The following is a 25,658-nucleotide window of genomic DNA, read 5'->3' on the forward strand; positions in this document are numbered from 1 at the left end:
GTGCCGCGTTGTGCATCGCCGTGTTGGGCGCGCTCTCGGGGTGTGCGGAGGCCGAGGACACGCGGCCGACGGTCGTCGTCACGACGAACATCCTCGGTGACGTCACCCGCAGTGTGGTGGGCGGGCAGGCGGACGTGAAGGTGCTGATGAAGCCGAACGCCGACCCGCACTCCTTCGGGGTCTCGGCAGCCGAGGCCGCCGAGATGGAGGGCGCGGACCTGGTCGTCTACAACGGTCTCGGGCTGGAGGAGAACGTGCTCCGCCACGTGACGGCCGCGAAGGAGGCCGGTGTGCCGACGCTCGGCGTGGGCGCGGCAGTCGAGCCGCTCCGTTACAAGAAGGGTGAGAGCACCGGGCAGGCCGATCCTCATTTCTGGACCGACCCGCACCGCGTGCGGAAAGCGGTGGACCTCATCGCCGAAAAGGTGAAGGAAGAGGTGGACGGCGCAGATCCGCGCGCGATCGACCGCCGGGAGAAGGCGTACGGGGCCGAGGTGGACGAACTCGATGCCTGGATGCGGAAGAGTTTCGACGCCATTCCGCAGGACCGCCGCAACCTCGTGACCAACCATCACGTGTTCGGTTACATGGCGGAGCGCTTCGACTTCCGGATCGTGGGGGCCGTCATTCCGAGCGGTACGACGCTCGCCTCGCCGAGCGCGGCCGATCTGGAGTCGCTGACCGGTGCGATCGAGGACGCGGAGGTCCCGGCGATATTCGTCGACTCCTCGCAACCGGATCGGCTTGCCCGGGCGCTGAAACGGGAGAGCAGCGTGGACGTCGACGTCGTCCCGCTCTTCTCCGAGTCCCTCACCGAAGAGGGAAAGGGAGCCGCCACCTACTTGCAGATGATGCGCTCCAACACCAAGGCCATAGCCGGAGGGTTGGCTCCCTCGTGAACCGGCCGTCGTGCCGTCGAAACGCCGTGCCCTCGGTCACGGCAGAAGAAAGGAAAATTTCCATGAGCCACCGAACTCGCAGGAGAAGCAGCGTCGTTGTGTCCGCGGTTCTCCTCTCTTCCCTCGCCCTCTCCGCCTGCGGGGGAGAAAGTGAAGAGGAGTCCGGCAAGAAGGAGGGTAAGAAGGCTTCGGCGAACGTCAGCGACCCGCTCGCCATCACCTACGACGGCGGCGTATACGTGCTCGACGGCGAGTCACTCGACGTCGTGGGGGACGTCCCGTTGGAGGGGTACAACAGGGTCAGCCCGGCCGGCGACGACAAGCACATCATGGTGTCCACGTCCGAGGGATTCCGCGTGCTGGACGCGGCACAGCAGAAGATGACGGACATGAAGTTCGAGGGTGCGGAGCCCGGACACGTCGTGCTGCACGGTGGGAAGACGGTCCTCTTCACCGACGGCACGGGGGAGACCCGCATTCTCGACTCCGACGCCTTCTCCGACGGGGAGCCGGATGTGGAGACGTACAAGGCCCCCTCTCCGCATCACGGCGTCTCGATCGAGTTGGAGAACGGAGAACTCGTCACCACGCTCGGAACGGCGAAGAAGCGCAAGGGGGTGGTCGTCCTCGACAAGGATCGTAAGGAGGTCACGCGCAACGAGGAATGCCCCGAGGTGCACGGAGAGGCTGCCGCGAAGGGGGAGGCGGTCGTCGTCGGGTGCGAGGACGGCGTATTGATCTACAAGGACGGGAAGATCCGCAAGGCGGACAGCCCGGACGACTACGGGCGGATCGGCAACCAGGCGGGCTCGGAGAAGTCCTCCATCGTCCTGGGCGACTACAAGACGGACCCGGAGGCCGAACTGGAGCGCCCGGAGCAGGTCTCGCTGGTGGACACCGAGAAGGGCAAGATAAAGCTCGTCGATCTCGGCACCAGCTACAGCTTCCAGTCGCTCGCGCGCGGACCGCAGGGCGAGGCCCTGGTGTTGGGGACCGACGGCGACATCCACGTCCTCGACCCTGAGAGCGGCAAGGAGACCGACACCATTCCGGCCGTCGGGGACTGGCGCGAGCCGATCGACTGGCAGCAGTCGCGCCCCGAACTGTGGGTCCGCGAGGACACGGCCTACGTGACGGACCCCGAGAAGAAGAAGATCCACGCGATCGACCTCGAGACGGGGAAGAAGAAGGCGACCGGCACCTTCGACAAGAAGCCCAACGAGGTCAGCGGCGTGACCGCGAGCTGAGCAGTGCCGTACGTGTCGGCCCGGCGGCGCATGGCCGCCGGGCCGACACGCGGTGGTTCCGCTTCGGAACGACAGGTCCAGCCAACTACGGGTAGTAGGACCCGAGTTCGTCATGGAGGCGACCGAGCCGCAGAGCTACGGGCTGTGTCGCCCGGTGACACGACGTCAGGCCGCGGCGAGCCCGGCCCGGCGCATCGTGCCGTGGCCGGGCTCTGCGGGGCCTCGCCGGTTGCTGCTCATTTCCCTGGCCCACGCCGCTCGTTCACGAACGGTCGTCGGTGCGCTGCCCGGCGCTTTTCGAACGCGGGGTGAACGGACGAAAGGCGTCCCGCAGTTCGGGACGGGACCCAGCGAGTGTCCCGCGGACGTTGTTCGTGCACGGTGCTGCGGCACGACGTCCGCGAACCGAGAAACCGGCCGCACCGACGTTTGCGTACCGGGCGGCACGGTCAGGCGGACGGGCACGTGCTTAGAAGGTCAGGCACGTCGCGGGAGCCCGCGTGGCGCCCTGGCGTGTCCTGACCGGATCTCTCCGCGTCCTGTCACCGCGGCGGAAGGAGAAGAGCCCGTGACCAAGACGACCTTTCCCCAACGTGCCCAGCGCTACCGTCACGACCACGCCGACGCCCCCGACACGGCCGAGGACCTGGCCCGCCTGCCGAGCATCCCCGAAGGTCCCGAGCACACGGAGCTGGCCGGCAGCATCGTCGAAGAGTGGCTCCCCATGGCCCACCGACTCGCCGCCAAGTACCGCGGCAGGGGCGAGAACCTGGACGACCTTCGCCAGGCGGCCGCCCTGGGCCTCGTCAAGGCCGTCGAGCGGTACGACCCCGAACGCGGCACCGCGTTCGCCACATTCGCGGTGCCCACCATCGTGGGGGAGATCCGCCGGCACTTCCGCGACTACAGTTGGCAACTCCACGTGCCGCGCCGGGTCCAGGAGCTGCGCAACACGGTGCGCGACGCGTTGCTGAGCATGGACACCGGAAGCGGGGAATCCCCCTCGGTCCAGGAGATCGCCGAACGTACCCGGCTGGACGTCGAGGACGTCGTCGCAGGCATGAAGGCGATGGAAGGCTACCGCGCACTCTCCTTGGACGTGCCGCTCGAGAGCGACGAGGGCGACGGCTTCGTGCTCGCCGACACCCTCGGCGAGCGGGAGCCGGCCTACGAGACGGTCGTGGCGAAGGAGGCCGTCAGGTCGAGCATCGGGGCACTGCCCGAACGGGAGCGGCGCGCCCTGTACTTGCGGTACTTCCACGACATGTCCCAGTCCCGCATAGCCGAGGACCTGGGGGTCTCGCAGATGCACGTCTCCCGGCTGCTCTCCCGTAGCTGCGACCGGGTGCGCCGGGAGGTCGACGGCGAGCCGTGCGCGGCGGCGAGTCAGGCGGCGTGAGCGCTCGGCGCTGCGGGGCAGGCAGCACGAGCCGGCTACCGCGCTTCGGGAACCCGTCCCGTTCGTCTGAGTTCCCCGACGATCTCCCGGAGCGGGAGACAGGGACCGGGCCGGTATCGCGCGGCTGCGACAGCAGCCCGTCCCTCGGGCGGTACGCCTCCGACCGTCACCCTTGCCGTGCGACGAAGGCGACGAACGCCGCCCAGACGTCGGGGGAGTGGTGCAGTACAGGCTCCGTTGCGGACTTCGAGTCACGCACATGGATCGCCTCACGGCAGGCTGCGATCTCGACGCACTGACCGCCTTCCCCGCTGCTGTGGCTGCTCTTGCACCATTCCAAGCTGTGCGCGTGTGCGTTGCCTACTGCGTTCATCTTTCTCCCAGCAGCTTTTCCGTGAAGTCCAGCGATTCGGTTGGGGTCAGCGCTTGCGCCCGCAGGATGCCGTACTGCTCCTCAAGCTCTCGTACCGACTTCCGCTCCGTGTAGAGACGACTGTGTCGCTGCACCTCTACGTAGGCGATCCTGCGCCCTTCGTCCGTCTCGATCAAGGTGAAGGGGCCGGCCAGGCTTGGATGTTCGGTACGTTCGTTGGGCATGACCTGGATCTCCACGTTGCGGCGCTGGCCGAACAGAAGGATGTGTTCAAGCTGACCGCGCCACACGTCCCAGCCGCCCGTCGGTCGTCGCAGGACCGCCTCTTCGATCACGAAGCTGATCGTCGGCATGGGTACCCGATCGAAGATCGCTTGACGCTCCAGGCGAGCCGCTACGCGTTGGGCGACGGTATCGGCATCCAGTAGCGGACGTCGGACCTGGAAGACAGCCTCTGCGTGCTCGGGAGTTTGCAGCAGCCCGTTGATCAACAGCGTGTCGTACACGTGCAGTTCGACGGCCTTGGCCTCCAGCTTTGCCGCGTCCCTGAAGAACGCCGGATACTGAGCCCTCGCCACCTCCTCCTTCCCTGCCCTCAACGCCCCGCCCGCATCGAGCAGTTCGTCCGCCAGGTCGATGAATCGAGGTGGCGGGATCCGTTTGCCCTGTTCGAAGGCGGCGATGCTCGACGGCGAGTAGCCCACCCGTGCGCCGAAGTCCGGCCGTTCCATCCCGGCCCTCTCGCGCAGCGCCTTGAGCTGCCGTCCGAAGACGACGAGGAAGCCGCCGCCGACCTCCGGCTCCGGGCCGTGCCGCGGTTCCCCGTCTCCGTACTGTTCCGGTTCGTCCATCCGGTCACCTCCGCCCCTGTCCAACTCGCGCACGCCACCGCCCGGTTACGGCCGCCCCGCATACAGCCATGACCACCGCACGTACAACCGCTGCCGGTCCGCCCGTCGCTCCTGGTCGACGCTACCCGTGCACGGCCACCATCTCCCCGTGAACGGAACAAACCGCCCTCCCGAATCCGCCGCGCAACGCCCCGCCCACGTGGGGGAGTTCGTCATGTGCTTCACCTCCTCCCCGCGCGGCGCACGGCTCGCCCGGCGCCTCGTCTCCCACCGGCTCGACGCCTGGGGCCATTCCTATACCTCGCGCGTCAACGAGACGCTCACCGCAATCGCCGCCGAGCTGACCGCGAACGCCGTCCGCCACGGCCACGTGCCGGGTCGCTGCTTCCACCTCCGCCTCACCGAGGCGGCCGCCCCCGAGCGTGTCCTCCGCGTCGAGGTCACCGACACCCGTTGCGAGGCACTGCCGCGGCCGGTTTCCGCGCCGGACGGCGAACACGGCCGCGGCCTGCTCCTCGTCGCCGCTCTCGCCCGCGACTGGGGGACGGTCGCCCTCCCCGCCGGATCGGGCAAGACGGTCTGGGCCGAAGTGAGCGCCGGCGTGCGCACGCACTGATACCGCATCGAGACGCAGCGTCACGCTCACGTGCGGCGCCTCGACCCGCCAGGCCGAAGAGAAGCGGCCGCCGCACCGAGCTCTTTCGCCCGGAGGTATTGACACCTGGGTCAACGTGTCAAATAGTTCTCGCCCCTCAGCGCAACGGCGTTGCGTTGAGCGCACCATCCGGTGGGCGCGTGCCGGGCACAGCAAGGAGCAGGGACATGGCCGAGACCGAAGCGCCGAAAGGCGTGCTGCAGAGCGCCGATCGAGCGCTGAGCGTCCTCCTCTCCTTCACCGAGGTACGGCCCGAGTGGGGTGTGAGCGAGCTGGCGAGGGAGCACGGCTGGGACAAGGCCGTCGCCCAGCGCCTGCTCACGACACTCGCCGCACGCGGCTTCCTGCTGTGCGACGAGACCACGCGCCGCTACCGGCTCGGCCCCTCGGTCTCCCGGCTGGCACGCGTCGGCGAGCACAGCGGCGTCCTGCCCTCGCTCGTCCGCCCCGTCCTCGCGCGGCTGCTGCGGGAGACCGGCGAAAGCGTCGTGCTCAACGTCCCCAACGGCAGCGGCTACCGCTGCGCCGCCGCCGTCGACGGCGCGGGGCCCGTGCGCTACACCGCGATCGTCGGCGCCCTGATGCCGGGGCACGCAGGGGCCTCAGGACACGCGATCTTCGCGCACTATCCCGAGGCCGAACTCAGGCAGCTCTTCGGCGCCAGCCCGCTCCAGCGCTTCAACGAGCAGACGATCACTGATTTCGACGCCCTCATGGACCGTTACGCGCAAGTCCGCGAGGACGGCGTCAGCCTCAGCCACGGGGAGTACGACGAGGCGGTGACCGCCGTTGCCTCCCCGGTCTTCCAGGCGGGGGCCGTCGCCGCCTCGTTGACCGTCATCGGCCCGGCCCACCGCGTCTCGCGCGCCGCCGGGAACCTCGGAGACCTGGTCAGGGACGCGGCAGCCGAGGCCACCGCCGCTTTCGGAGACTGACCCGGACCGCCCTTCCACACCGCACAGCACAGCCGCGCGACGAGCGACGCGTCGGCCGAACCGCCGTACTCCGGCCCGTCCTTGCCGAAAGGGGTGCCCCGTGTCACCTCACTCCCCGTCCGCCGCCGGCCCCGACCCCGCCGCTCCCCAGGAGACCCCGCCGGAGTCAGGGGCGGAGGGCACCGCGCACCCGAAGGTGCGCGAGCCGATGCTGTTCGTCCTGCTCGCCGTCCTCTCGGTGGTGGGTGCGGTGATCGGCGTCGACCTCGTCACCAAGCTCGGCATCTCGGCGAACACCTCCGTCGTCGGTGCGCTCGTCGCCATGCTCATCGGGCGCATCCCGCTCGCGGGGCTGCGGCGGATGCGCTCGGTCCACCGGCAGAACCTCGCCCAGAGCGCCATCTCCGCCGCCACGTTCGCCGCCGCGAACGTGCTGTTGACCTCCATCGCCATTCCGTACGCCTTCGGCCGCAGCGACCTGGTCTGGCCGATGCTGGCCGGCGCGACCGTCGGGCTGCTCATCGACGTCTGGGTGCTCTACCGGTCGTTCGGCTCCCGCCTGCTGCCCGCCGACGCGGCCTGGCCCTCGGGCGTCGCGGCGGCCGAGACGATCAGAGCCGGCGACAAGGGCGGCAAACGCGCCCTCGTCCTCGGCGCCGGCACCCTCGTGGGGATGGGCGGCGCCCTGTTCAGCCTTCCGCTCTCCGCGGCGGGCGTCGCCTTCCTCGGCAACGTGTGGGCGCTGCTGATGTTCGGCTTCGGCCTGGGCGTCGCCGAGTACGTGCCCGGTCTGCTCGACGTCGACCTGACGGGCGAGTTCATACCGCACGGCGTCATGGTCGGCGCGGGCATCGTCGCTCTGGGGCAGGCCGTCCGCCTCCTGGCACGGCGGCGGACCAGCACGCCGGCCCCGTCGGCGCCGGCCGACCCCACCGCCGTGCCCACCGTCGACGAGGCCACTCTGCGCCGGACGCTGATGCGCGGCTACGGCCTCTTCACGGCCGGCGCGGTCGTCATGGCGGTGCTCGGCGGGCTGCTGGGCGAGATGAGCCTGCCCGCCCTCGTCGGCTGGGCGCTCTTCGCCGCGTTCGCAGCGATCGTCCACGAGTTGATCGTGGGCCTCGCCGCCATGCAGTCCGGCTGGTTCCCCGCCTTCGCGGTCACCCTGATCTTCCTGATCGCGGGCCTGCTCATGGGCATCCCCTCGGTGCCGCTGGCCCTCCTCGTGGGATACGTCTCCGCCACCGGGCCCGCCTTCGCCGACATGGGGTACGACCTCAAGGCCGGCTGGCTGCTGCGGAAGGACCACCGCCCGTGGGACGCGTACGAGCGCGCCGGGCGGCGGGAGCAGCTCAAGGCTTCGCTCGTCGGATTCGCCGTCGCGCTCGCGGTCGTCGCGCTGGTGTGGCAGGCGTACTTCGAGCAGGACATGCTCCCGCCGGTCGCCACGATCTACGCCGACACCGTCAAGCACGGGCTCGACTCGCCCGGCGTCCTCACCAACCTGCTGCTCTGGGCGATCCCCGGAGCGCTGATCCAACTGCTGGGCGGGACCAAGCGGCAGATGGGCGTCATGCTCGCCACCGGCCTGCTCGTCGCCACCCCGCACGCCTGCTGGCTCGTCATCGCCGCGCTCGCCGTCCGCGTCGTGTACCGCAGGTGGCGCGGTGCGCGGGCCGACGAGGAGCTCAACCTCGTCGGTGCCGGGCTCATCGCCGGCAGCTCGCTCGGCGACTCGGCACAGATCGTCAAGGCCGGGTGAGCCCGTGCCTCGCGCCCGCCCTCCACCGCCACCGCTGCCGCCCCGCTGATCGCAGCACCACCCGCACAAGGAGAGAACGCCCCATGGAGATGTTCAGCCGCCTCGAACCGCGCCCCGAGTACCTGGGGTTCGAACTCGCGCTGGCCGCACGGAAACTCGTCGAGGAGGTCATGCTCGTCAAGCCCGGTGAGCACGTCGTGCTCACCGGCGACACGAGCAGCGACCGACGCGTCGTCGACGCCACGGCGCAGGCCGTCGCGGCTGCCGGCGCGCACCCGGTGGTCGTCTGGTCCGAGACCCTCCCCAGCTCCTCCATGGAGCCGCCCCGACCGGTCGCCGGTGCCATCGCCGACGCGGACGTGTGGATCGAGTTCGCCGTCTCGTACCTGATGCACTCCGACGCCTTCCGCGCCGCCATGGCCAACGGCTGCCGCTACACCAACCTCACCGCCATGGACGTCCACATGCTGGTCGCCACTGTCGGACGCCCCGACTTCCAGGGCGTGATGAAGCTCGGCAAGGCCCTGGTGCGGCTCCTGGAGCAGGCCGACGAGGTGCGCATCACCTCCCCGAACGGCACCGACATCGTCGGCCGCAACGGTGACCGGCCGATCAACCTCCGCGGCAAGCCCGCCGAGAAGCCGGGCGAGACCGTGATGCTCTCCGGACAGATCTCCTGGAACCCGTTGGAGGAGACCCAGGACGGCGTGCTCGTCTTCGACGGCGCCCTGTGGCCGCCCGACCAGCTCGGCCTGCTGCGCTCGCCGGTCCGCCTCACCGTCGAGAAGGGCGTCGTCACGAACATCGAGGGCGGCCAGGACGCGGACGTCTTCCGCAACTGGATGGCGTCCTGGGACGACCCGAACATGTACCGCGTCGCCCACTGGTCGCTCGGGTTCAACCCCGGGGTGCCGGCGCCGACCGGGCGGATCGTCGAGGACGAGCGGGTCTTCGGGTGCGTCGAACTCGGCATCGGCACCAAGGGCGCCTGGATCGGCGGCGAACCGTGGGTGGCGGCGGCCCACACCGACGGCTCCCTCGTCGGCCCCTCGATCTACCTCGACGGCGAGTGCATCGAGCGGGACGGCGTCTACGTCCACCCCGAACTCGTCGAGATCTGCGCCGAACTGGGCGTCGAGGGCTACTGAGTCCGCCCGTCAGGGCGCCCCTTCCCGGTCGGGGAGGGGCGCCCCGCCCGGCGCCGGGGTGCGCGCCCCGGCGCACACCCGCACATCGCCACGGAGCACCGCATGACCACGACCGTCGAGCGCACGTACCGCCACAGCGGACTCGTCTGCACCGACCACACGCTCGCCGTCCCCCTCGACCACGACCGCGCCGACGGGCCGCGGATCACCCTCTTCGCGCGCGAGGTCGTCGCGGCCGGGAACGAACACCGCGACCTGCCCCGCCTGTTGTGGCTCCAGGGCGGGCCGGGCGGACGCGCGGAGCGCCCCAACGCGTCCGGCGCCTGGCTGCGCCGGGCGCTGGAGGAGTACCGCGTCGTCCTCCTCGACCAGCGCGGCACCGGCCGCTCCACGCCCGCCGACCGCACCACCCTCGCCGGCCGCGACGACGCGGCCGACTACCTCGCCCACTTCCGCGCCGACGCCGTCGTGCGCGACGCCGAACTCCTGCGGCGCGCGCTCCAGGGCGACCGGCCCTGGACCGTCCTCGGTCAGAGCTTCGGCGGCTTCTGCACCCTCACCTACCTAAGCCACGCCCCCGAGGGACTCGAACTGGCCCTCATAACAGGCGGGTTGCCCACGCTCACCGGTCACGCCGACGACGTCTACCGCGCCGCCTACCGGCGAACCCTCGCCCACAACGAGCGCTACTTCGCCCGCTACCCGGACGACCAGAAGCTCGCCGACGCGGTCGCCGCCCACCTCGCCGAGCACGAGGTTGCCATGCCGTCGGGCGAGCGGCTCTCCGTGCGCCGCTTCCAGACGCTCGGCCTCACCTTCGGCACCGCCTCCAATTTCGACAGTCTCCACTACCTGCTGGAGACGGCCTTCGTCGACGGCCCGAACGGCCCCTGCCTCTCCGACCCGTTTCTCCGCGGCCTCGACGCCACCCTCTCCTTCGCCCCGCGCCCGCTCTACGCCGTGCTCCACGAGCCGATCTACGCTCAGGGCGGCCGCGCCACGGCCTGGGCGGCGCACCGGGTCCGCGAGGAGTTCCCCGAGTTCGACGCCGGGCGCGGGGGCCCGCTCCGCTTCACCGGCGAGATGATCTACCCCTGGCAGTTCGAGGAGGACCCGGCCCTCGTGCCCCTGCGTGACGCCGCCGAGCAGCTTGCGCACCGCACCGACTGGCCGGCCCTCTACGACCTGGACCGGCTCGCGGCCAACGAGGTCCCCGCCGTCGCCGCCGTCTACCACGACGACATGTTCGTCGACCGCGAGCAGGCCCTGGAAACCGCGGAGCGGGTCCGCGGCCTGCGCCCGTGGATCACCAACTCCTACGCACACGACGGGGTGCGGGCGGATTCGGCCGTCCTCGACCGGTTGCTTGCCATGGCACGCGGGGAGGTGTAAGACGCGGTTGTCCGCCGGCAGTTGTCGTTGGGCATCCTGCGCGTTTCCCAACGGCAGGACGTCACAAGAGGGTTGGCCGTAGGCCCCGCCGTCGGGGAGGGGTGCGGCCTGCCTCGGCGGTTTCCGGCTCTGGCATCATGCGCAATCGGAACTTCGTTCCGTCGGCGGAGCGGCAGGGAGGAGCGTCGCGGTGAACGGCAGCGGTACGGGTGCGCGTCGCCGGCGTGTGGACGCCCTGCGCAACGAGGAGGCTCTCCTCGACGCGGCTGCCGCGGTCTTCGTCGCCTCGGGGGTGGAGGCGCCCGTACGCGACATCGCCACCGAGGCGGGCGTCGGAGTGGGCACGATCTACCGCCACTTCCCGACGCGCGCGGACCTCATCATCGCCGTCTACCGACACCAGGTCGAGGCGTGCGCGGAGGCGGGACCCGCGCTGCTGGCGAAGAGCCCCACCCCGTACGCGGCGCTCGGCGAGTGGACCGGCCTCTTCGTCGACTTCCTCGTCACCAAGCACGGCCTCGCCGCCGTCCTCCACTCGGGCAACCCCGGCTTCGAGGCGCTGCACGCGTACTTCCTCGACCGTCTCGTCCCCGTGTGCGCCCAACTCCTCGACGCCGCGACCGCCGCCGGCGAGGTTCGAGCCGACCTGGAAGCCTACGAACTCCTGCGCGGTATCGGGAACCTGTGCGTCGGCGTGGAGGACGACTCCCGGTACGACGCGCGCCGCGTGGTCGGAATCCTCGTCGAGGGGCTGCGCCAACCGCGTTGAGGGCGAGCGGTGTTGCCGCGGGCGTCGCACTGCTGCGGTGATGCGGGTCGTCTGAACGCCGCACCACCCGCCGGGAGTTGGCGGACCGGCGGCAGCTCGCCAGGGGACGGGTCGACGGCTGCCCGAGTCGTTCACCCGCTGCCGGAGGCGTCCTGCTCGGGAGCCGAACCCACCACTCTCGCAGCGAAGTCGGCCAGCCGGGCCCGCAACACCTCGCGCCGCATCCCCTGTGCGGCCAGGTGCTCGACGAGGTCGGCCCGGACGGCGGCGAGCAGCGCGTGGGCGGCGAAGTCGGCGTCGGGTACGTCGGGGATCTGCGCCAACGCGTCCCTGAGCAGAGCGTGCCAGCGCGCGTAATGCCCTGCCTGGTAGGGGCTGGTGCTTCCGGTCTCCTCCAAGGCCAGTGCCAGGTGCCGGTTCTCGAACTTGAAGCACAGCGCGGCGTCGAGGAGCGCGGGCACCCGCTGAAGCGGCGGGGTGTCGGGCCCCAGGGGCGGCGGCCCCGACTCGACGGCCGCCCGCGTCGGTTCGAGGCGCTGCGCGTACAAGGCCCTGAGCAGTCCGGTCCGATCGCCGAAGGCGCGGAAGAGCGTGCCCTTGCCCACTCCGGCCGCCGCGGCGACGTCGGCCATCGTCACCTCCTCGGGGCTCTCGCAGTGCGCGAAGAGGGTGTCCGCGGCTGCGAGGACGGCCTCCCGGTTGCGGGCGGCGTCCTTGCGTGGCTTGCGCTCGGGCACGGTGCGGGCCTCCATTGCGAAACGGACCCCGGGTCCGTATTGTTGAAGCGGACTCAGGGTCCGAATTCTACGAGACGGAGGCCACCCATGTCCGCACCCGCCTCCGCGGCTGGCATCCACCGCCGCGGCCCGCGACTTCTGCTCGACGGGAGCATTTCCGGCCACACGGAGAAGGGGTCCTCGTACCGCGACCACGGGACCCCGCTCCCCGGCGCCGACCTCCCCGCGGCCGGCCGGTGAACGCCGTCCTCGTCGTCGGTGCCACGGGCACGACAGGCGGCCGTACCGCCGCGCAGTTGACGGCTGCCGGACACCGTGTGAAGGCCGCCAGTCGCCGGGGCGCCGCGGTTCTGGGCGCGGAGTCGGTGGCCTTCGACTGGTACGAGCCGGCCACTCATGCCGCGGCCCTCGAAGGAGTCGACCGCGTCTACCTTCTGCCGCCCCCGGGCGAGAGCGACCCGGCGTCGGTCATGCTTCCCTTTCTCGACCGGGCGCGGGACGCGGGGGTGCGCAGGGCGGTGCTGCTCAGCTCGTCGGCGATCCCCGCGGGCGGACCGGCGGTGGGTGCCGTCCACCGCGCTCTTCCCGAACTCTTCCCGGAATGGGCGGTGTTGCGGCCCTGCTGGTTCATGCAGAACTTCACGGGCGACCATGTGCATGCGCGGAGCATCCGCGAGGAGGGCGTCGTTTTGAGCGCTACCGCGGACGGTCGGGTGGGCTTCGTCGACGCCGAGGACATTGCGGCCGTCGCCGTCCGCGCCCTGACCGACAGGGAGGCGCCCGGCACCGATCTCGTCCTCACGGGACCGGAGACGCTGAGTTACGACGACGTCGCCGCGCTCTTCGCAGAGGTCGCCGGACGGAGCGTCGTCCACCGCCGGGTCTCGTACGAGGAGCTGTCCGCGCGGCTCACCGAGCAGGTGCCGTCCGAGTTCGCCGCGCTGCTGGCCGGTTTGGACCGTGCCATCGCCGAGGGCGCCGAGGACCGCGTCAGCGACACCGTGCAGCGCGTCACCGGGCGGCCGCCGCGTACCTTCCGGGCCCACCTGGGGGATGCGGTGCGAACTGCCTGACAACCTCCGGTCGTTGGCGCCCGCCGGGGCCGACACTCCGTTCCTGCCGGCTCGTTCACTCGCGTGGGCGGGCGGACAGCACCAACTGGCTCTGCGTCATCCGTCCTACGAGGCGGCCCTCGTCGTCGGAGAGCCCGGTCTCGATGACGACCAGCGTCGACCCCGTGTGCAGCGGTCGTGACACCGCCCGTACGGAGCCGGCGCGCACGGCGCGGAGGAAGTTCGTCTTCGACTCGACCGTCGAAGTCCCGGCGCCCGGCGGCAGGTTGAGGAAGGCGCAGACGGCGCCGGCCGCGTCCCCCAGCGACATCAGCGCGCCGCCGTCGCTGGGCTCATTACGGGCGCTCAGTGGGCATCCGACGTGGACGGGAACGTGTGGCTCGGCATCGGGCGCTGGCTCGTGGTCGCCGTGGGCTTCGCGGGGTCCGGTTATGGACTCTTCGCGTCCGCCCGCTGGGTCGCTGGCCTGGTGGAGACCTGGAGGGGCCGCGGGATGCCGACGTGGCCCAACTGGCGGAAGTAGACGGAAGGTCGGCCTACGCACCAAAGTACGATTAGATCGTGCTTAGCCATGAGGAGATCGTCCGCCTGTACGGCCCATGGAGACTGCGTACTCCCGTCGACGCTGCGGCGCTGCTCCGCAACTACTCGGGCTGCTGGTGGGTGGCTGGAGGCTGGGCGATCGACGCGTTCACGAAGACTACGCGCGAGCACGGCGATCTCGACATCGGCATCCCGAAGGACGACCTCAATGACTTCGTGGACTTCGTATCACCGCACCTGGACGCGTGGGCCGCAGCAGGCAGTCTCACTCCGATGGTCCCGAGCCAAGGCACTTCGATCCCGGCCGACTGCGGCAACCTCTGGCTGCGTGCCAGCGGTGCGGACCCCTGGGAATACGACGTCATGCTGGAGAGCGTGAAGGATCTGTCTTGGGTCTACAAGCGCGATCCCCAAATTACCCGCCCCCTTGCGGACTGCCTCTGGACGGAGGACGGTATCGCCTACCTGCGGCCCGAAGTGCAACTGCTTCTCAAGGCGAAACATGCGCGGCAGAAGGACACCGAAGACTTCGAACGGTGCCTGGACCATCTGGACTCGCCGAGCCTCGATTGGCTCGCCCAGACGCTCCGCGGCCAGAACCCTCTTCATCCATGGTTGAAAACGCTCTAGCTCCGGAAAGTGTGGACAACGGGCGGAGGGCAAGGACGTATACGCCCGCAGCAGCCTGACCCACCAGAGTTATAACCACGATATGCGCTAGCGCATGTCGATGACGCCGGTGCCGATCTCGATCCGATCGGTGCGGGCACCGATCGCCGCGAGCAGCGGGAACGGTGACGAGTGCTGCCGGGCGAAGTGGTGGACGCGGAAGTAGGCGCCGTCGGCTCCGAGCTCCTCGGCGGCGACCGCGAGGTCGATCGCCTGGAGCAGGGAGTCGGCAGCCGAGCGGGTCCGCGAGTGGGGGGAGGGCGTCCAGTGCCCGAAGGACAGAAACCCGATGTTCTTCATACCGGGTGCAACGCTTCTCGTCCCGGTTCATTCCGCGGAGGGCGAGAGCACCGCGGACCGTGACGGTGAGCGCAGCCAAGACGCACATGGTGCGCGGCCTCGCCTACCCTGAGCGCACCCCCCGGTACCCCCTCCTCGGCGTGCGCTTCACACGCCGCGTCGACGGCACGGTGGAGGGCGGCCCCAGCGCCGTCCTCGCCTTTTCGCCGAGGGCTACCGGCTCTTCGACATCGACCCCCGCGGGCTGCGGCGGGTCGCCCGCTTCCCGGGCACCTGGCGAGGCAGCACCGGCGAACGGGATCACCGAGATGCGCGGGTTCCTCTCGGTCAGGGCGTACATGAAGGCGGCGGTGCGCTACTACCCGGCGTCGGACCTGGTGGGAATCTTCCAGGAGCTTGTCTCCTCGCGCTCCGAAGCCTTGGCGAAGCTCCTCGACGTCGCGGAGGCTCCGCTCGCAAAGCAGCCGGCGTCCGACTCCGACAGCTCCCCGCCGTCCTCCAACGGGAATAGCCGGAGCGACAGCGACTGACCGCGAGGCCGAACTCCGCCCCGTCACAGGGTGGTTCGGCGACGGTGCGCGGTCGAGGCTATCGGGCTCGCCTAGCCGAGCGGCACCATCGCCAAGCCTACGACCACCAGCAGCCCGATGTAGGTCCAGGCATGGACGCGGTCCGGTATGCGCGGCGGGCGGCGCCGCACCACCGCGATCACCGGCAACGCCCCGAGCAGCAGCGCCCCCGCCGCGACCGGGTCCACCAGCCCCACCAGGGTTGTCCCGCCCGCGGTATTCCCGCTGAGCGGGACGGCGGCCTCGGCCGCGAGGAAGACCGCCGCGGCGGGCAGGGCGATCGCCACCGTCAGCGGGTTGGCCAACGCGGTCGCCACCCCCATCGGATGCCCGGCCCGCCGCATCGTGGGCACCGTCAGGACGCTCCCGCCCACTCCGAGGAACGACGCGACCGCACCGACCGGAGCACCGAGCGCCGCGGGCAGCGGCCGCGCCCCCTGCTCGGCCGCGGCTTCCGGCCGCGGACGGAGGAAGCCGGGCCGCATCAGCAGGTCCACGACCGTCAGGCCGACGTATCCGACGAACGCCCACCGGGCGAGGTCCGGCGGCGCCACACGCGCCGCGCACGCGCCCACGGACGCCCCCAGCACCAGCAGCGCCAACAGCGGGCCGCTGCCCCGGAGCGCCACGAGTATCCGCCGCGGCGTGACGGCCGTCGCGAACCCCGCGTTGACGACCATCACCACGGCCGAGGTCGCCGTCGCCACCCGCATCGCGTCGTCGCCGAGGGCGGCGTCCGCCCACACCACGACGGGCACGGCGACGAACCCGCCACCGAACCCGAACAACACCGTCGTCGCCCCTGTGAGGAGCCCGATTCCGACCAACGCCACAACGTCCACCAGCCCACCCCACCAGGCCCGCGGGCGGCGCGCATGCGAAGGTCGGCACGTTTCCTTCGCGTTCCGGCCGCTACCGTGGTTGCGTGAAGAACGTCCCCCTCGCCGAAGTCGACCACCTGGACCGGGCCGTCCTCCCGATCGGCACCGACTACCCGCCCGGCCACCTGCTCGACTGGCACCACCACCGCCGTGCGCAGTTCCTCCACGGAGCCACCGGCGTCATGGTCGTCGACACCGCGGACGGCACCTGGACGGTCCCGCCCGAGCGCGCCGTCCTCATCCCGGCCGGCACCCGGCACCGCGTCCACATGCTGGAGGTGAGCACCCGCAGCCTCTACGTCGAACCCGACGCCGTCCCCTGGTGGCCGGCCACCTGCACTGTCGTCGACGTCCCGCCGCTGCTGCGCGAACTCCTCCTCGCCGCGGTCGACTTCGCCCCCGACTACGGGCTCACCGGACGCGAGGGCCACATCGCCGCACTCCTGCTGCACGAGATCGCCGCCCGCACCCCGCTCCCGTACCACCTGCACATGCCGCCCTCCGAGGAGCTCGCCGCTCTCTGCCGCAGCTACCTCGCCGGTCCTGACACCTGTACGAGCAACGCCACTTGGGCGGCCGCGACGGCGATGAGCGAGCGCGCCTTCACCCGGCGCTTCCGGGCCGAGACCGGACACAGCCCCGCAGCCTGGCGTGCCCGAGCCCGCCTCCTCGCGGCCGTCCCACTTCTGCGCACCGCCACCGTGACCGAGGTCGCGGTCCGACTCGGGTACGCCTCGCCCGCCGCCTTCACCGCGGCCTTCACCCGCGCCTTCGGCACCCCGCCCTCCCGCTTCGCCGGCCGCCACAGCCCGTACGCACGCGGGAGCCGCCCTCCGGAGGGGAGGACGGCACCCAAGTGACGTGTGCGGAGCCCCGGTTCGACGCGCCGGGCGGCTAGGCGGTTTCGTGCGGTTCAGCCGGTCGTTGGTCTGAGGCGCCCCCGGCGGTGTGGACCCTCTGACAACGGACCTTGCAGATCCAAGGGAAGGTGTCCTGGCGTCGACGGGGTGATCTTCCACGCGGACAGGGGCACTCAGTACACGTCGGCTGCGTTCGTGCAGGTCTGCGACGGCTTCAAAATCCGCAGGAGCATGGGCCGGGTCGGCTCAAGCTATGACAATGCTCTCGCCGAGACGAAGCACCAGAGGGTGTTCTCGACGGCGCGGCAGGCGAGCCACTGGAGATTTTCCAGCGGCTCGCCTACTACGACGCTCGCCGGCGCCACAGCGCCCTCAACTACCTCTCGTCTGCGGAGTTCGCACAACAGCACCTACGAGCAGATACATCGCGCAATCGCAGCATGGACCTGTGTGCCCACATTCCGGGGGACGCCTCAACGCGAAGGTCCCGTTGTCGTCGCCGCACTTCGGCCTTTCGCAGCGGTCCACGCGCGTCACGCTGATTACGTCCGCATTCGCGAGCAGAGGGCAGGGCATCGTGCGTCTCCACTACGTGGTGTGGTGTCGGTCCGGCCCATAACCAGCGGCTTCGACGGTGAGGCTTCTCCGTGGCGTGCTCTGCGACTCCGGGCACGCGGGTCGTTCACGGGGAACGCCGGGGCGGGGCTAGTGCCACAGCCCGCCCGTACCCAGTCCACCAGGGCTGCGCACATGAGCGCTCCCGAAGTGCGCCCGAGTGAGCGGTTCCGCCGTTTTGCTGAGGGGTTTTTGGCGACCCGAGGAGGAGCCGCTGTCTTCCACGGAGGCGTGCAATGGCGAAACGGCAGGAATTGGCCAGGGGCGAGAAGGTCTCCTGGTCCAGCCACGGCGGCGAGGCCGTGGGCAGAGTGAAGAGGAAGATCACGAAGCGGACGAAGGCGGCGGGCCGCACGGTCGACGCGTCGCCGGATTCTCCCCAGTACGAAGTGGAGAGCGAGAAGTCCGGTGGCCGGGCGGTACACAAGCCCGAAGCCCTGCGAAAAAGGAATGAGTAGGCATGGCACCCCAACAGCGAGACCAGATGATCGCCGATTTCCAGCAGGCGGTCAATATGACACCCGGGCAGCTCGAGCACTGGCTGCGCTCAAAGGAGTCCCAGCAAGTCGGTCAGAAACACGGAGACGAAGAAAGCACCGGGCACGCCTCGGGCCGCCGCATCGTCGCACTGCAGCGCAAAAAGAAGAAAGAGCTGACGCCGGACGACCTCGCACACATGCGCAAGGTCGTCGGCTACATACACCGGCACCTTGCCCAGCGGCCACGCGGCGACGTGCACGACTCCGCATGGCGCTACTCCCTCATGAACTGGGGCCACGACCCTGAGGCCGACGACTGAGCGGTGAAGACACGGCCTGCTCGACGAGGAGTCGGATCCTCGCGTGGGATCGGTGCACTGCCTGCCGGCTCGCGGAGAGGGGCTCCTGTCGTCCCCAGCACGGATGCGGAGTGCGTGTTGCCGGCGCCTCGGTAGCCCTTGTCGGGGCCCCTTTTTGCGGGGCCGGCCGCGTGCTGATGAGCCCGCACGATCGTGGAGCCCACCGAGACGGTCCAGTTGAGGTCCTCGTCCGTGCCGGTCCGGGCCACCAGGGCGGTGAACACTCGCTCCCGGGTGCCGTCGACAGCCCACGTCCGCAGCCGGTTGTGGACACCTCGCCAGTTGCCGCACTTGCCCGACAGGTGGACCCGCTGGGTTCCGGTCTGGAACTTGAAGGCGATCGCGTCGATCAGCACACGATGGTCTCGCCAGCGGCCACCCGTTTCGGCGCGCGGTCCGGGGGCAAGGGTTCGATCCGCGCCCACTGCGCATCAGTCAACGGCACATCCGGAACACCGGCTAGCCCGAGTGCACCTCCCGGTAGAGGTCGCCCGTGTAGTAGTCCGACGGATCGGGGTTCTCGTCGAGCTGCTGGTTGCGGACGAAGAAGTCGCCGAGCTTCTTCAGCCAGCGGTCCATCTCGCCGCTCTTCGTCTTCGCGGCGAGGTCGTCGGTGGAGAGCGTCTCCACGTGCGAGGCGTCCGCTTTCGCCTGCGCCTTGCTGACGTTCAGCATCTTCGCGCTGAGGGCGATGGACTCCTCGGGGTGCTTCTTGCGCCAGTCGTTGGCCTGCTGGAGTACCTTGACCACCTTGCGGTTCTTCTCCTCCGGCACCTTGGTCCCTGCGACGAACGCCGTGGGGAAGCGGTCGCCGGTGTCCTTGGTGCTGGCCACCTCCTCCATCCCCGGGACCTTCTTCTTGATGGTGTCGATGGAGGGGTAGAAGATGCCGGCGCCGTCGATCTTCCCCGAGGTGAAGGAGGAGACGACGGTGGACGGGTCCATGGCGACCTTGTTGATGTCCTTCGTCGTCATCCCCGCCTTCTCCAGCGCCATGTTGAGGATCATGTCGCCCGAGGTGCCCTCGGGCACGCCGACCCGCTTGCCCTTGAGGTCCTTCATCGTCTCGATGCCGGGCTGTCCGATGACGCGGTCCGCGAAGGTGAAGGTGTTCACCGAGACGACCTTCGCCTTCCCCGACGCCGGGAGCCACATGGCGCCCGGGCCTATGTAGCCGTAGTCGAGGTCGCCCGAGCCGAGCGCCTGGACCTGCACGGGGCCGTTGTTGAACACCTTCGCCTTCGCGGTGAGGCCCTGCTTCTTCCACAGCCCCTGCTCCTGTGCGATGGCGAGCAGGCTGGCGCCGTTGTAGTCGCCTATATAGCCGAAGTTGACCGTGTCGTCGTCCTGACCGGCGCTCCCCGAGCAGGCGTTGAGGGCGAGGCTGAAGACGGTGACGGAGAAGAGTGCCGTCAGGGTGCGGCGTGTCCTGCTTCCGGGCATGGCGGTGGTCCTATCGGGGAGAGTAAGTCGTGGATACGGGCTGCCGGTTGGCCATGCGGCGCTATACGGCGGGAGCGGCCTGCTCCTGGTGGTAGACGGAGGTCCACACGGTGTTGCGGATCTGCCGGAACTCGGCGGAGAGGCGGATCTCCTCGGTGCGGGGGTAAGGGAGGTCGACGTCGACGATGCGGTGGATGCGCCCCGGCCGCGCGGCCATCACCACCACGCGGCTCGCCAGGTAGACCGCCTCGTCGACATCGTGCGTGATGAAGAGGACGGTGCGCTTCTCGCGGCTCCACGTCGCCAGTAGCTGATCCTGCAACTGGACGCGGGTGAGCGCGTCGAGCGCACCGAACGGCTCGTCCATGAGCAGGACTTGGGGGTCGACCGCATAGGCGCGGGCGATCGCGCACCGCTGCTTCATGCCGCCGGAGAGCGTCTTCGGCAGCGCGTCCGCGAACTCTTCCAGGCCGACGAGGCCGATCGCCAGGTCGGCCCGGCGGCGGCGTTCCTCGGCCGGGACGGAGGCGAGCTTGAGGCCGAACTCGACGTTCTGGCGCACGGTGAGCCAGGGGAAGAGCGCGTACTGCTGGAAGATCACCCCGCGGTCGGGACCCGGCCCCGCCACCTCGGCACCGTCGACCAACACCCGCCCGCCTGTGGGTTCCTGGAGACCGGCGGCCATGCTCATCAGGGTGCTCTTCCCGCACCCCGACGGCCCGACGACGGTGACGAACTCCTGGTCCGCGATGTCCAGGGACACCCCGTCCAGGGCGGTGAACTCGGTCCCCTTGAGCGGGAAGGTCTTCACCACGTCCCGGAAGCTGATCTTGCTGTTCATCGCCGCTCCTGCCAGCCGGTGAGTCGTCGTTCGGCGAGCAGCAGCAGCCGGTCCATGAGGAGGCCGAGCACGCCGATGGTGATCAGGGAAACGAAGATGGTGTCCATCTCGAACCAGGTGGACGCCTTCTGCATCTGGTAGCCCAACCCTTCCTGCGCGCCGATGAGTTCGGCCGCGACCACGGTCGCCCAGGAGGCTCCGAGCCCGATCCGCATGCCGACGAGGATGAACGGCGTCGAGGCCGGTATGACCACCTTGGTGAAGATGACCCGGTCCGAGGCGCCGAGGACCCGCGCCGCGTTGATGAGCGTGCGGTCCACGTCGACGACGCCCTGGAACGAGGACACGACACAGGCCATGAACGAGGCGAGGTAGATCACCGCGATCTTCGGTACCTCGCCGATCCCCAGCAGCACCACCGTCAGCGGGATGAGCGCGAGCGGCGGGATGGTGCGGAAGAACTGGATGTACGGCTCGACGACGGCGCGCACCGACGGGTACCAGCCCATGAGGAACCCCACGGGCACGGCGACGACGACCCCGAGCGCGTAGCCGAGGAAGACCCTGCGCAGGCTGGCGAGCGTGTCCGCCGCCAGGGTGCCGTCGGCGACCATCTCGCCTGCCTTGCGCGCCACGGCGAGCGGCGTCGGCAGGTTCTCGATGAGGCCGAGGGCGGCCACGAGTGCCCAGACCAGGACGCCGGCGACGAGCGCGAGGACGTTGAGGAGAAGCGGCCGTCGCCGCGAGCGGCGGGCGGTGCGCCGCGGAGGACGGTCCACCGCGGTCTTCTCGGGAGGGACGGTCACGGCCATGGGTGCCTCACTGGTTTCACGCGTGCTCCTGGGCGACGGGCGGCGGATAGCTGGAGAGAAGGGGGGATTCGTGGAGGACGAGGGCGATACCGCCGAGTGCGCTCCCGGCCTCGCCGAGGGTGGCGAGCCGCACGTGCACGCGGTCCCTGACCCTCGGCATCACGTGGGCGTGCAGGGCGCGTTCGACGGGTTCGACCAACGCGGGCCCGGCTTGGGCGAGTTCGCCGCCGACGACGAGGACGCTCGGCCCGATCGCGTTGCAGACGGCGGCGAGCACCTGCCCGACGTCCTCGCCGACCCGCTCCAGCACCGAGCGGGCGGTGCGGTCGCCCGCTGCGGCCGCGTCGAGGAAGGCGGGGACGTCGGGCGCGCTGCCTCCGGCGGAGCGGTACAGGGCGAGGACGGCGTCGAGCGAGGCGACGGTCTCCAGGCAGCCGGTGCCGCCGCACTCGCAGGGCGCACCCCGGGCGTCGACGGTGATGTGCCCGAACTCCCCCGACATGCCGTCGGTTCCCCTGTGCAGCGAACCGCCGACGACCAGGCCGCCGCCCACGCCGTGCGAGAGCCGGAGGTAGACGACGTCACCTCCGTCGCAGGCCGCACCCCACACGGCCTCGGCGAGGGCGGCGAGCCTGGTGTTGTTGTCGACCAGCACCGGGACCCCGAAGCGCTCGCGCAGCAGGGCGGCCAGCGACTCCGGACCCGGAGCGCGGGCGCCGGCGCCCTCGGCGATCGGTCCGACGATGCCGACCCCGATCGCACTGAGCGAGCCCAGCCGGAGCGGACCGCCCTGGCTTCCCTGTGCGGGGCCGCCGAGGGAGCCGAGGAGCCGTTGCGCGATGTCGGTGCGCTGGGTCCAGGTGAGGTCGGGCGGGTGCGCCTCGCTCGCCGAACCGAGCATCTCATGGGCGACGTTGACGGCCGAGACGTGCACGGCGCGCCGGGCGAAGTCGATCCCGATCGCCTCTCCCGCACGCGGGTTGAGGCTGAGCTTCTCCACCGGCCTCCCGCGCCTGCGGACTTCGGCCGGTGGGGTGGAGGCGACCACGGCGCCGCCCTCCACGAGGCCGGCGACGATGTCGTAGAGGGTCGTGCGGGACAGGCCGCTGTGCGCGCCCAACTCGGCCCGGCTGAGCGGGCCGTGCTTGCGGAGGAGGTCGAGGACCGACTGCTCGTGGCTCTTGCGCAGCCGCGTCAGCGGACCGTCGTGTGCCTGCATGCCGCACAGCATGGAGAGCGCCGGCTTTTTTCGTCAATGAGTCGGAACAAAGATTTCCGACGCCAGGTGACGTGAAGGACTCCGCTCCGGGCGGGAGTTGCGCCGCCTGCCGGCCCTCCTCGCGGGGCGAGGGGCTCCCGGAGCCTTCGATTTATGTTCGCACTATTGACATAAATCTTCCGCGGGTCAGAGCATTCCTCGCAGGCACCGGACAAGATCACCCACCTTGCGGCGGTGCCGACGGACGCTCCGGCGGGTGCGCCGCGCGGAGCGCCGACTCCCGCGACGCCGCCTGCCCCGGTCGCCCCCCGCTGACCCCAGGCCGACCGAACCGAAAGGGTCATCGTGCGCCCCAACATGCTCTTCCTCATGACCGACCAGCACCGGATCGACACCCTCGGTGCCTACGGCAACCCTCACGTGAGCACCCCCCACCTCGACCGCCTCGCGGCCGAGGGGACCCGGTTCGACAACTGCTACACGCCCACCGCCATCTGCACCCCGGCCCGCGCCAGCCTCCTCACCGGCTCCGCACCCTTCCGCCACAAGCTGCTCGCCAACTACGAGCGCAACGTGGGCTATCTGGAGGACCTCGCCGACGACCAGTTCACCTTCGCCGAGCAACTGGGCGCCGAGGGCTACCGGTTGGGGCTGCTGGGCAAGTGGCACGGCGGAGTGCGGCGCACCGCGGCCGACTACGGCTTCGAGGGCCCCGACCTGGCGGGCTGGCACAACCCCGTCGACCACCCCGACTACCTTGCGTACCTGCGGGAGGCCGGCCTCCCGCCGTACCGGATCACCGAGCCGGTACGCGGCACCACACCCAACGGCAGCCCGGGGAACCTCCTCGCCGCCCGGCTGGACCAGCCCGTCGAGGCCACCTTCGAGTACTACCTCGCCACCCGCACCATCGAGATGCTCCACCGCTGGGCGGACCAGGACGCGGAGAGCGGCACCGAGGAGCACCCGTTCTTCCTGGCCACACACTTCTTCGGCCCGCACCTTCCCTACATCCTGCCGGACGCGTACTACGACATGTACGACCCCGAACTGGTCGAGCTGCCGGCGTCGGTGAGCGAGACCTTCGCGGCGAAGCCGCCCGTGCAGAGCAACTACAGCAAGCTCTGGGCGTTCGACACGATGCCGCTGGAGGAGAGCCGCAAGCTGATCGCGGTCTACTGGGGCTACGTCACCCTCATCGACGAGCAGATCGGACGCATCCTCGACGCCGTCCGCGCGCTCGGCCTCGAGGAGCGCACCGCCGTCTTCTTCACCGCCGACCACGGCGAGTTCACCGGCGCACACCGCCTGCACGACAAGGGCCCGGCGATGTACGAGGACATCTACCGGATACCGGGACTGCTCAAGGTGCCGGGCGCCCCGCGCGGCCAGGTCCGCGACGAGTTCGTCTCGCTCACCGACTGCACCGCGACCATCCTCGACCTCGCCGGGAGCGACACCGCGCCGGCGGTCGACAGCCGCAGCCTGCTGCCGCTCGCCGCGGGCGAGCACCCCGAGTGGGCCCCGTACCACGTCGCCGAGTTCCACGGCCACCACTTCCCGTACCCCCAGCGGATGCTCCGCACCAGTCGCTACAAGCTCGTCGTCAACCCCGAGTCGCGCAACGAGCTGTACGACCTGCACACCGACCCCGACGAACTGCACAACCGCTACGAGCACCCGGAACTGCGCGACGTCCGCACCGAGTTGACGCGTACCCTCTACGACCTGCTGCGCGAACGCGGCGACAACTTCTACCACTGGATGACGCCCATGTACGACGTGGAGACCGACTACGACACCACGCTCTCGGCCTTCGAGACCGAGACCGTGGACGCGGCGTCACCGCACGCGGGGGAGGGGCGGCCGTGAGTGCGTCCGGCTCCTGCTGCTCCCCCTCCCGGACGGCGGCCGAGGCGAAGGCCGCCGCTCCCGCGTCGTCGCCTTCCGTCCCGCCGGAGGGCGCTGACGAGGCGTACCGGACCCGGGTCGAACTGCCCGGCGGCGTCTTCCGGATGGGGAGCGAGGACCGCGACGCGAACCCCGGCGACGGCGAAGGGCCGGTGCGCGAAGTCGAGGTGGCACCCTTCGCCGTCGACGCGTACGCGGTGACCAACGCGCGGTTCGCCGCTTTCGTCGAGGCGACGGGCCACCGCACGGAGGCCGAACTCTTCGGCTGGAGCTACGTCTTCGCGAAGTTCCTCCCCGCGCGGCTGCGCAAGGTGTCGCCGCGGCCGGACGCCACCCCGTGGTGGTGCGGCGTGGAGGGTGCGCGGTGGGACGCGCCCGAGGGGCCAGGAAGTGGACTGGAAGGGCGCTGGCACCACCCGGTCGCCCACGTCGGCTGGAGGGACGCGTGCGCCTTCAGCGCGTGGGACGGCGGGCGCCTGCCGTCCGAGGAGGAGTGGGAGTACGCGGCGCGCGGCGGGCTCGACCAGGCCCGCTACGCGTGGGGCGACGAACTCCTCCCCGGCGGCGAGCACCGGTGCAACATCTGGCAGGGCACCTTCCCCTCCAAGAACACCGCGGAGGACGGGTACACAGGCACCGCGCCCGTGGACGCCTTCGAGCCCAACGGCTTCGGGCTGTACAACGTCTCGGGGAACGTCTGGGAGTGGACGGCCGACACCTGGCGCCCGGGCGAGCCGAGCCTGCGGGCGACGCGCGGCGGCTCGTACCTGTGCCACGCGTCGTACTGCAACCGCTACCGCGTCGCCGCGCGCACCGCCAACACCCCGGACAGCACCGCGGGGAACCTCGGCTTCCGCGTCGTCCGCACGCCGGCGAACGGGAGTTGAGCCCGCCGCACCGGGCGCCCGTGCCACGCG

Annotated in this window: 28 protein-coding genes and 1 pseudogene; 18 read left to right on the forward strand and 11 right to left on the reverse strand. The window is 70.4% G+C overall.

What is annotated here, in order from left to right; genetic code table 11:
• The first annotated feature begins 8 nt into the window (after positions 1–8).
• From aztC to F603_RS0103190, 3 genes are all read left to right on the forward strand, one after another.
• On the forward strand, positions 9–899 hold the full coding sequence (aztC, locus tag F603_RS0103180; RefSeq protein ID WP_019544568.1) for a zinc ABC transporter substrate-binding protein AztC: 891 nt from the start codon (positions 9–11) through the stop codon (positions 897–899).
• Positions 900–961: 62 nt separating this feature from the next.
• Positions 962–2,146 (forward strand): zinc metallochaperone AztD, encoded by a 1,185-nt coding sequence (aztD, locus tag F603_RS0103185; RefSeq protein WP_026328092.1) that lies wholly within the window; start codon positions 962–964, stop codon positions 2,144–2,146.
• A gap of 568 nt (positions 2,147–2,714) precedes the next feature.
• Entirely contained in the window at positions 2,715–3,545 is an 831-nt protein-coding gene (locus tag F603_RS0103190; RefSeq protein ID WP_019544570.1) for a SigB/SigF/SigG family RNA polymerase sigma factor, read from the forward strand.
• Between the two features lie 166 nt (positions 3,546–3,711).
• On the opposite strand, the gene F603_RS0103195 is transcribed toward F603_RS0103190, so the two are convergent.
• Positions 3,712–3,918, reverse strand: coding sequence for a DUF397 domain-containing protein (locus F603_RS0103195; RefSeq protein ID WP_019544571.1), 207 nt, complete (start codon positions 3,916–3,918; stop codon positions 3,712–3,714).
• A complete protein-coding gene (locus tag F603_RS0103200) occupies positions 3,915–4,769 on the reverse strand; it encodes a helix-turn-helix domain-containing protein (RefSeq protein ID WP_019544572.1) in 855 nt (284 codons plus the stop codon). Before F603_RS0103200 ends, F603_RS0103195 begins: the two co-directional genes overlap by 4 nt.
• 148 nt (positions 4,770–4,917) lie before the next feature.
• Here F603_RS0103200 and F603_RS0103205 point away from each other — a divergent pair, with 148 nt between their 5' ends.
• From F603_RS0103205 to F603_RS0103230, 6 genes are all read left to right on the forward strand, one after another.
• On the forward strand, positions 4,918–5,385 hold the full coding sequence (locus tag F603_RS0103205; RefSeq protein WP_342665897.1) for an ATP-binding protein: 468 nt from the start codon (positions 4,918–4,920) through the stop codon (positions 5,383–5,385).
• Between the two features lie 206 nt (positions 5,386–5,591).
• Positions 5,592–6,359, forward strand: a complete 768-nt coding sequence (locus F603_RS0103210) for an IclR family transcriptional regulator (protein ID WP_019544574.1) — start codon at positions 5,592–5,594, stop codon at positions 6,357–6,359.
• A gap of 208 nt (positions 6,360–6,567) precedes the next feature.
• On the forward strand, positions 6,568–8,121 hold the full coding sequence (locus F603_RS0103215) for an OPT/YSL family transporter (protein ID WP_019544575.1): 1,554 nt from the start codon (positions 6,568–6,570) through the stop codon (positions 8,119–8,121).
• Between the two features lie 83 nt (positions 8,122–8,204).
• Positions 8,205–9,269 carry a 2,5-dihydroxypyridine 5,6-dioxygenase NicX family protein gene (locus F603_RS0103220; RefSeq protein ID WP_019544576.1) on the forward strand — a complete coding sequence of 355 codons (1,065 nt, stop codon included), beginning with the start codon at positions 8,205–8,207 and terminating at the stop codon, positions 9,267–9,269.
• Between the two features lie 102 nt (positions 9,270–9,371).
• Positions 9,372–10,661 carry an alpha/beta fold hydrolase gene (locus tag F603_RS0103225; RefSeq protein ID WP_019544577.1) on the forward strand — a complete coding sequence of 430 codons (1,290 nt, stop codon included), beginning with the start codon at positions 9,372–9,374 and terminating at the stop codon, positions 10,659–10,661.
• A 190-nt stretch (positions 10,662–10,851) separates the two neighbouring features.
• The gene (locus F603_RS0103230) at positions 10,852–11,430 is read left to right on the forward strand and encodes a TetR/AcrR family transcriptional regulator (protein ID WP_019544578.1); all 579 of its coding nucleotides are present in this window, start codon (positions 10,852–10,854) and stop codon (positions 11,428–11,430) included.
• A 131-nt stretch (positions 11,431–11,561) separates the two neighbouring features.
• On the opposite strand, the gene F603_RS0103235 is transcribed toward F603_RS0103230, so the two are convergent.
• Entirely contained in the window at positions 11,562–12,167 is a 606-nt protein-coding gene (locus F603_RS0103235; RefSeq protein ID WP_026328094.1) for a TetR/AcrR family transcriptional regulator, read from the reverse strand.
• Positions 12,168–12,254: 87 nt separating this feature from the next.
• On the opposite strand from F603_RS0103235, the gene F603_RS35305 reads away from it, so the two are divergent.
• Both F603_RS35305 and F603_RS0103245 read left to right on the forward strand, forming a co-directional pair.
• Positions 12,255–12,407 (forward strand): hypothetical protein, encoded by a 153-nt coding sequence (locus F603_RS35305; RefSeq protein ID WP_019544580.1) that lies wholly within the window; start codon positions 12,255–12,257, stop codon positions 12,405–12,407.
• A complete protein-coding gene (locus tag F603_RS0103245; protein ID WP_019544581.1) occupies positions 12,404–13,240 on the forward strand; it encodes an NmrA family NAD(P)-binding protein in 837 nt (278 codons plus the stop codon). Before F603_RS35305 ends, F603_RS0103245 begins: the two co-directional genes overlap by 4 nt.
• A 55-nt stretch (positions 13,241–13,295) precedes the next feature.
• Here F603_RS0103245 and F603_RS31520 read toward each other — a convergent pair whose 3' ends face one another.
• A complete protein-coding gene (locus F603_RS31520) occupies positions 13,296–13,550 on the reverse strand; it encodes a PaaI family thioesterase (protein WP_019544582.1) in 255 nt (84 codons plus the stop codon).
• Between the two features lie 251 nt (positions 13,551–13,801).
• Here F603_RS31520 and F603_RS0103260 point away from each other — a divergent pair, with 251 nt between their 5' ends.
• Positions 13,802–14,413 (forward strand): nucleotidyltransferase domain-containing protein, encoded by a 612-nt coding sequence (locus F603_RS0103260; RefSeq protein WP_019544584.1) that lies wholly within the window; start codon positions 13,802–13,804, stop codon positions 14,411–14,413.
• A gap of 90 nt (positions 14,414–14,503) precedes the next feature.
• On the opposite strand, the pseudogene F603_RS0103265 reads toward F603_RS0103260, so the two are convergent.
• Positions 14,504–14,752: pseudogene (locus F603_RS0103265) on the reverse strand (LLM class flavin-dependent oxidoreductase); the annotation flags it as partial.
• A 65-nt stretch (positions 14,753–14,817) separates the two neighbouring features.
• On the opposite strand from F603_RS0103265, the gene F603_RS0103270 reads away from it, so the two are divergent.
• The gene (locus tag F603_RS0103270) at positions 14,818–15,282 is read left to right on the forward strand and encodes an FAD dependent oxidoreductase family protein (RefSeq protein ID WP_158678595.1); all 465 of its coding nucleotides are present in this window, start codon (positions 14,818–14,820) and stop codon (positions 15,280–15,282) included.
• Positions 15,283–15,353: 71 nt separating this feature from the next.
• Here F603_RS0103270 and F603_RS0103275 read toward each other — a convergent pair whose 3' ends face one another.
• Positions 15,354–16,163: a sulfite exporter TauE/SafE family protein gene (locus F603_RS0103275; RefSeq protein ID WP_026328097.1), complete on the reverse strand. Its 810-nt coding sequence runs from the start codon at positions 16,161–16,163 to the stop codon at positions 15,354–15,356.
• Between the two features lie 83 nt (positions 16,164–16,246).
• On the opposite strand from F603_RS0103275, the gene F603_RS0103280 reads away from it, so the two are divergent.
• From F603_RS0103280 to F603_RS0103290, 3 genes are all read left to right on the forward strand, one after another.
• Positions 16,247–17,062, forward strand: coding sequence for an AraC family transcriptional regulator (locus F603_RS0103280; RefSeq protein ID WP_019544587.1), 816 nt, complete (start codon positions 16,247–16,249; stop codon positions 17,060–17,062).
• Between the two features lie 851 nt (positions 17,063–17,913).
• Complete coding sequence (locus F603_RS0103285) at positions 17,914–18,135, forward strand: hypervirulence associated TUDOR domain-containing protein (protein WP_019544588.1); 222 nt, start codon at positions 17,914–17,916, stop codon at positions 18,133–18,135.
• A 2-nt stretch (positions 18,136–18,137) separates the two neighbouring features.
• On the forward strand, positions 18,138–18,476 hold the full coding sequence (locus tag F603_RS0103290; protein ID WP_026328098.1) for a DUF3140 domain-containing protein: 339 nt from the start codon (positions 18,138–18,140) through the stop codon (positions 18,474–18,476).
• Here F603_RS0103290 and F603_RS36455 read toward each other — a convergent pair.
• From F603_RS36455 to F603_RS0103310, 5 genes are all read right to left on the reverse strand, one after another.
• Complete coding sequence (locus tag F603_RS36455) at positions 18,431–18,940, reverse strand: transposase (RefSeq protein WP_106431216.1); 510 nt, start codon at positions 18,938–18,940, stop codon at positions 18,431–18,433. The two genes, F603_RS0103290 and F603_RS36455, sit on opposite strands and share 46 nt — an antisense overlap.
• A gap of 34 nt (positions 18,941–18,974) precedes the next feature.
• Positions 18,975–19,958: an aliphatic sulfonate ABC transporter substrate-binding protein gene (locus F603_RS0103295; RefSeq protein ID WP_019544590.1), complete on the reverse strand. Its 984-nt coding sequence runs from the start codon at positions 19,956–19,958 to the stop codon at positions 18,975–18,977.
• A 61-nt stretch (positions 19,959–20,019) separates the two neighbouring features.
• Positions 20,020–20,799, reverse strand: a complete 780-nt coding sequence (locus F603_RS0103300; protein WP_019544591.1) for an ABC transporter ATP-binding protein — start codon at positions 20,797–20,799, stop codon at positions 20,020–20,022.
• Complete coding sequence (locus F603_RS0103305; RefSeq protein WP_019544592.1) at positions 20,796–21,611, reverse strand: ABC transporter permease; 816 nt, start codon at positions 21,609–21,611, stop codon at positions 20,796–20,798. The genes F603_RS0103300 and F603_RS0103305 overlap by 4 nt, the downstream gene beginning before the upstream one ends.
• Positions 21,612–21,627: 16 nt before the next feature.
• Complete coding sequence (locus F603_RS0103310) at positions 21,628–22,842, reverse strand: ROK family transcriptional regulator (RefSeq protein WP_019544593.1); 1,215 nt, start codon at positions 22,840–22,842, stop codon at positions 21,628–21,630.
• 345 nt (positions 22,843–23,187) lie between these two features.
• Here F603_RS0103310 and F603_RS0103315 point away from each other — a divergent pair, with 345 nt between their 5' ends.
• Both F603_RS0103315 and F603_RS0103320 read left to right on the forward strand, forming a co-directional pair.
• Entirely contained in the window at positions 23,188–24,702 is a 1,515-nt protein-coding gene (locus F603_RS0103315) for a sulfatase family protein (RefSeq protein ID WP_019544594.1), read from the forward strand.
• Positions 24,699–25,628 (forward strand): formylglycine-generating enzyme family protein, encoded by a 930-nt coding sequence (locus tag F603_RS0103320; protein WP_019544595.1) that lies wholly within the window; start codon positions 24,699–24,701, stop codon positions 25,626–25,628. The genes F603_RS0103315 and F603_RS0103320 overlap by 4 nt, the downstream gene beginning before the upstream one ends.
• Positions 25,629–25,658 lie beyond the last annotated feature (30 nt).

Source organism: Streptomyces sulphureus DSM 40104 (assembly GCF_000381025.1).
Lineage (GTDB): Bacteria > Actinomycetota > Actinomycetes > Streptomycetales > Streptomycetaceae > Streptomyces > Streptomyces sulphureus.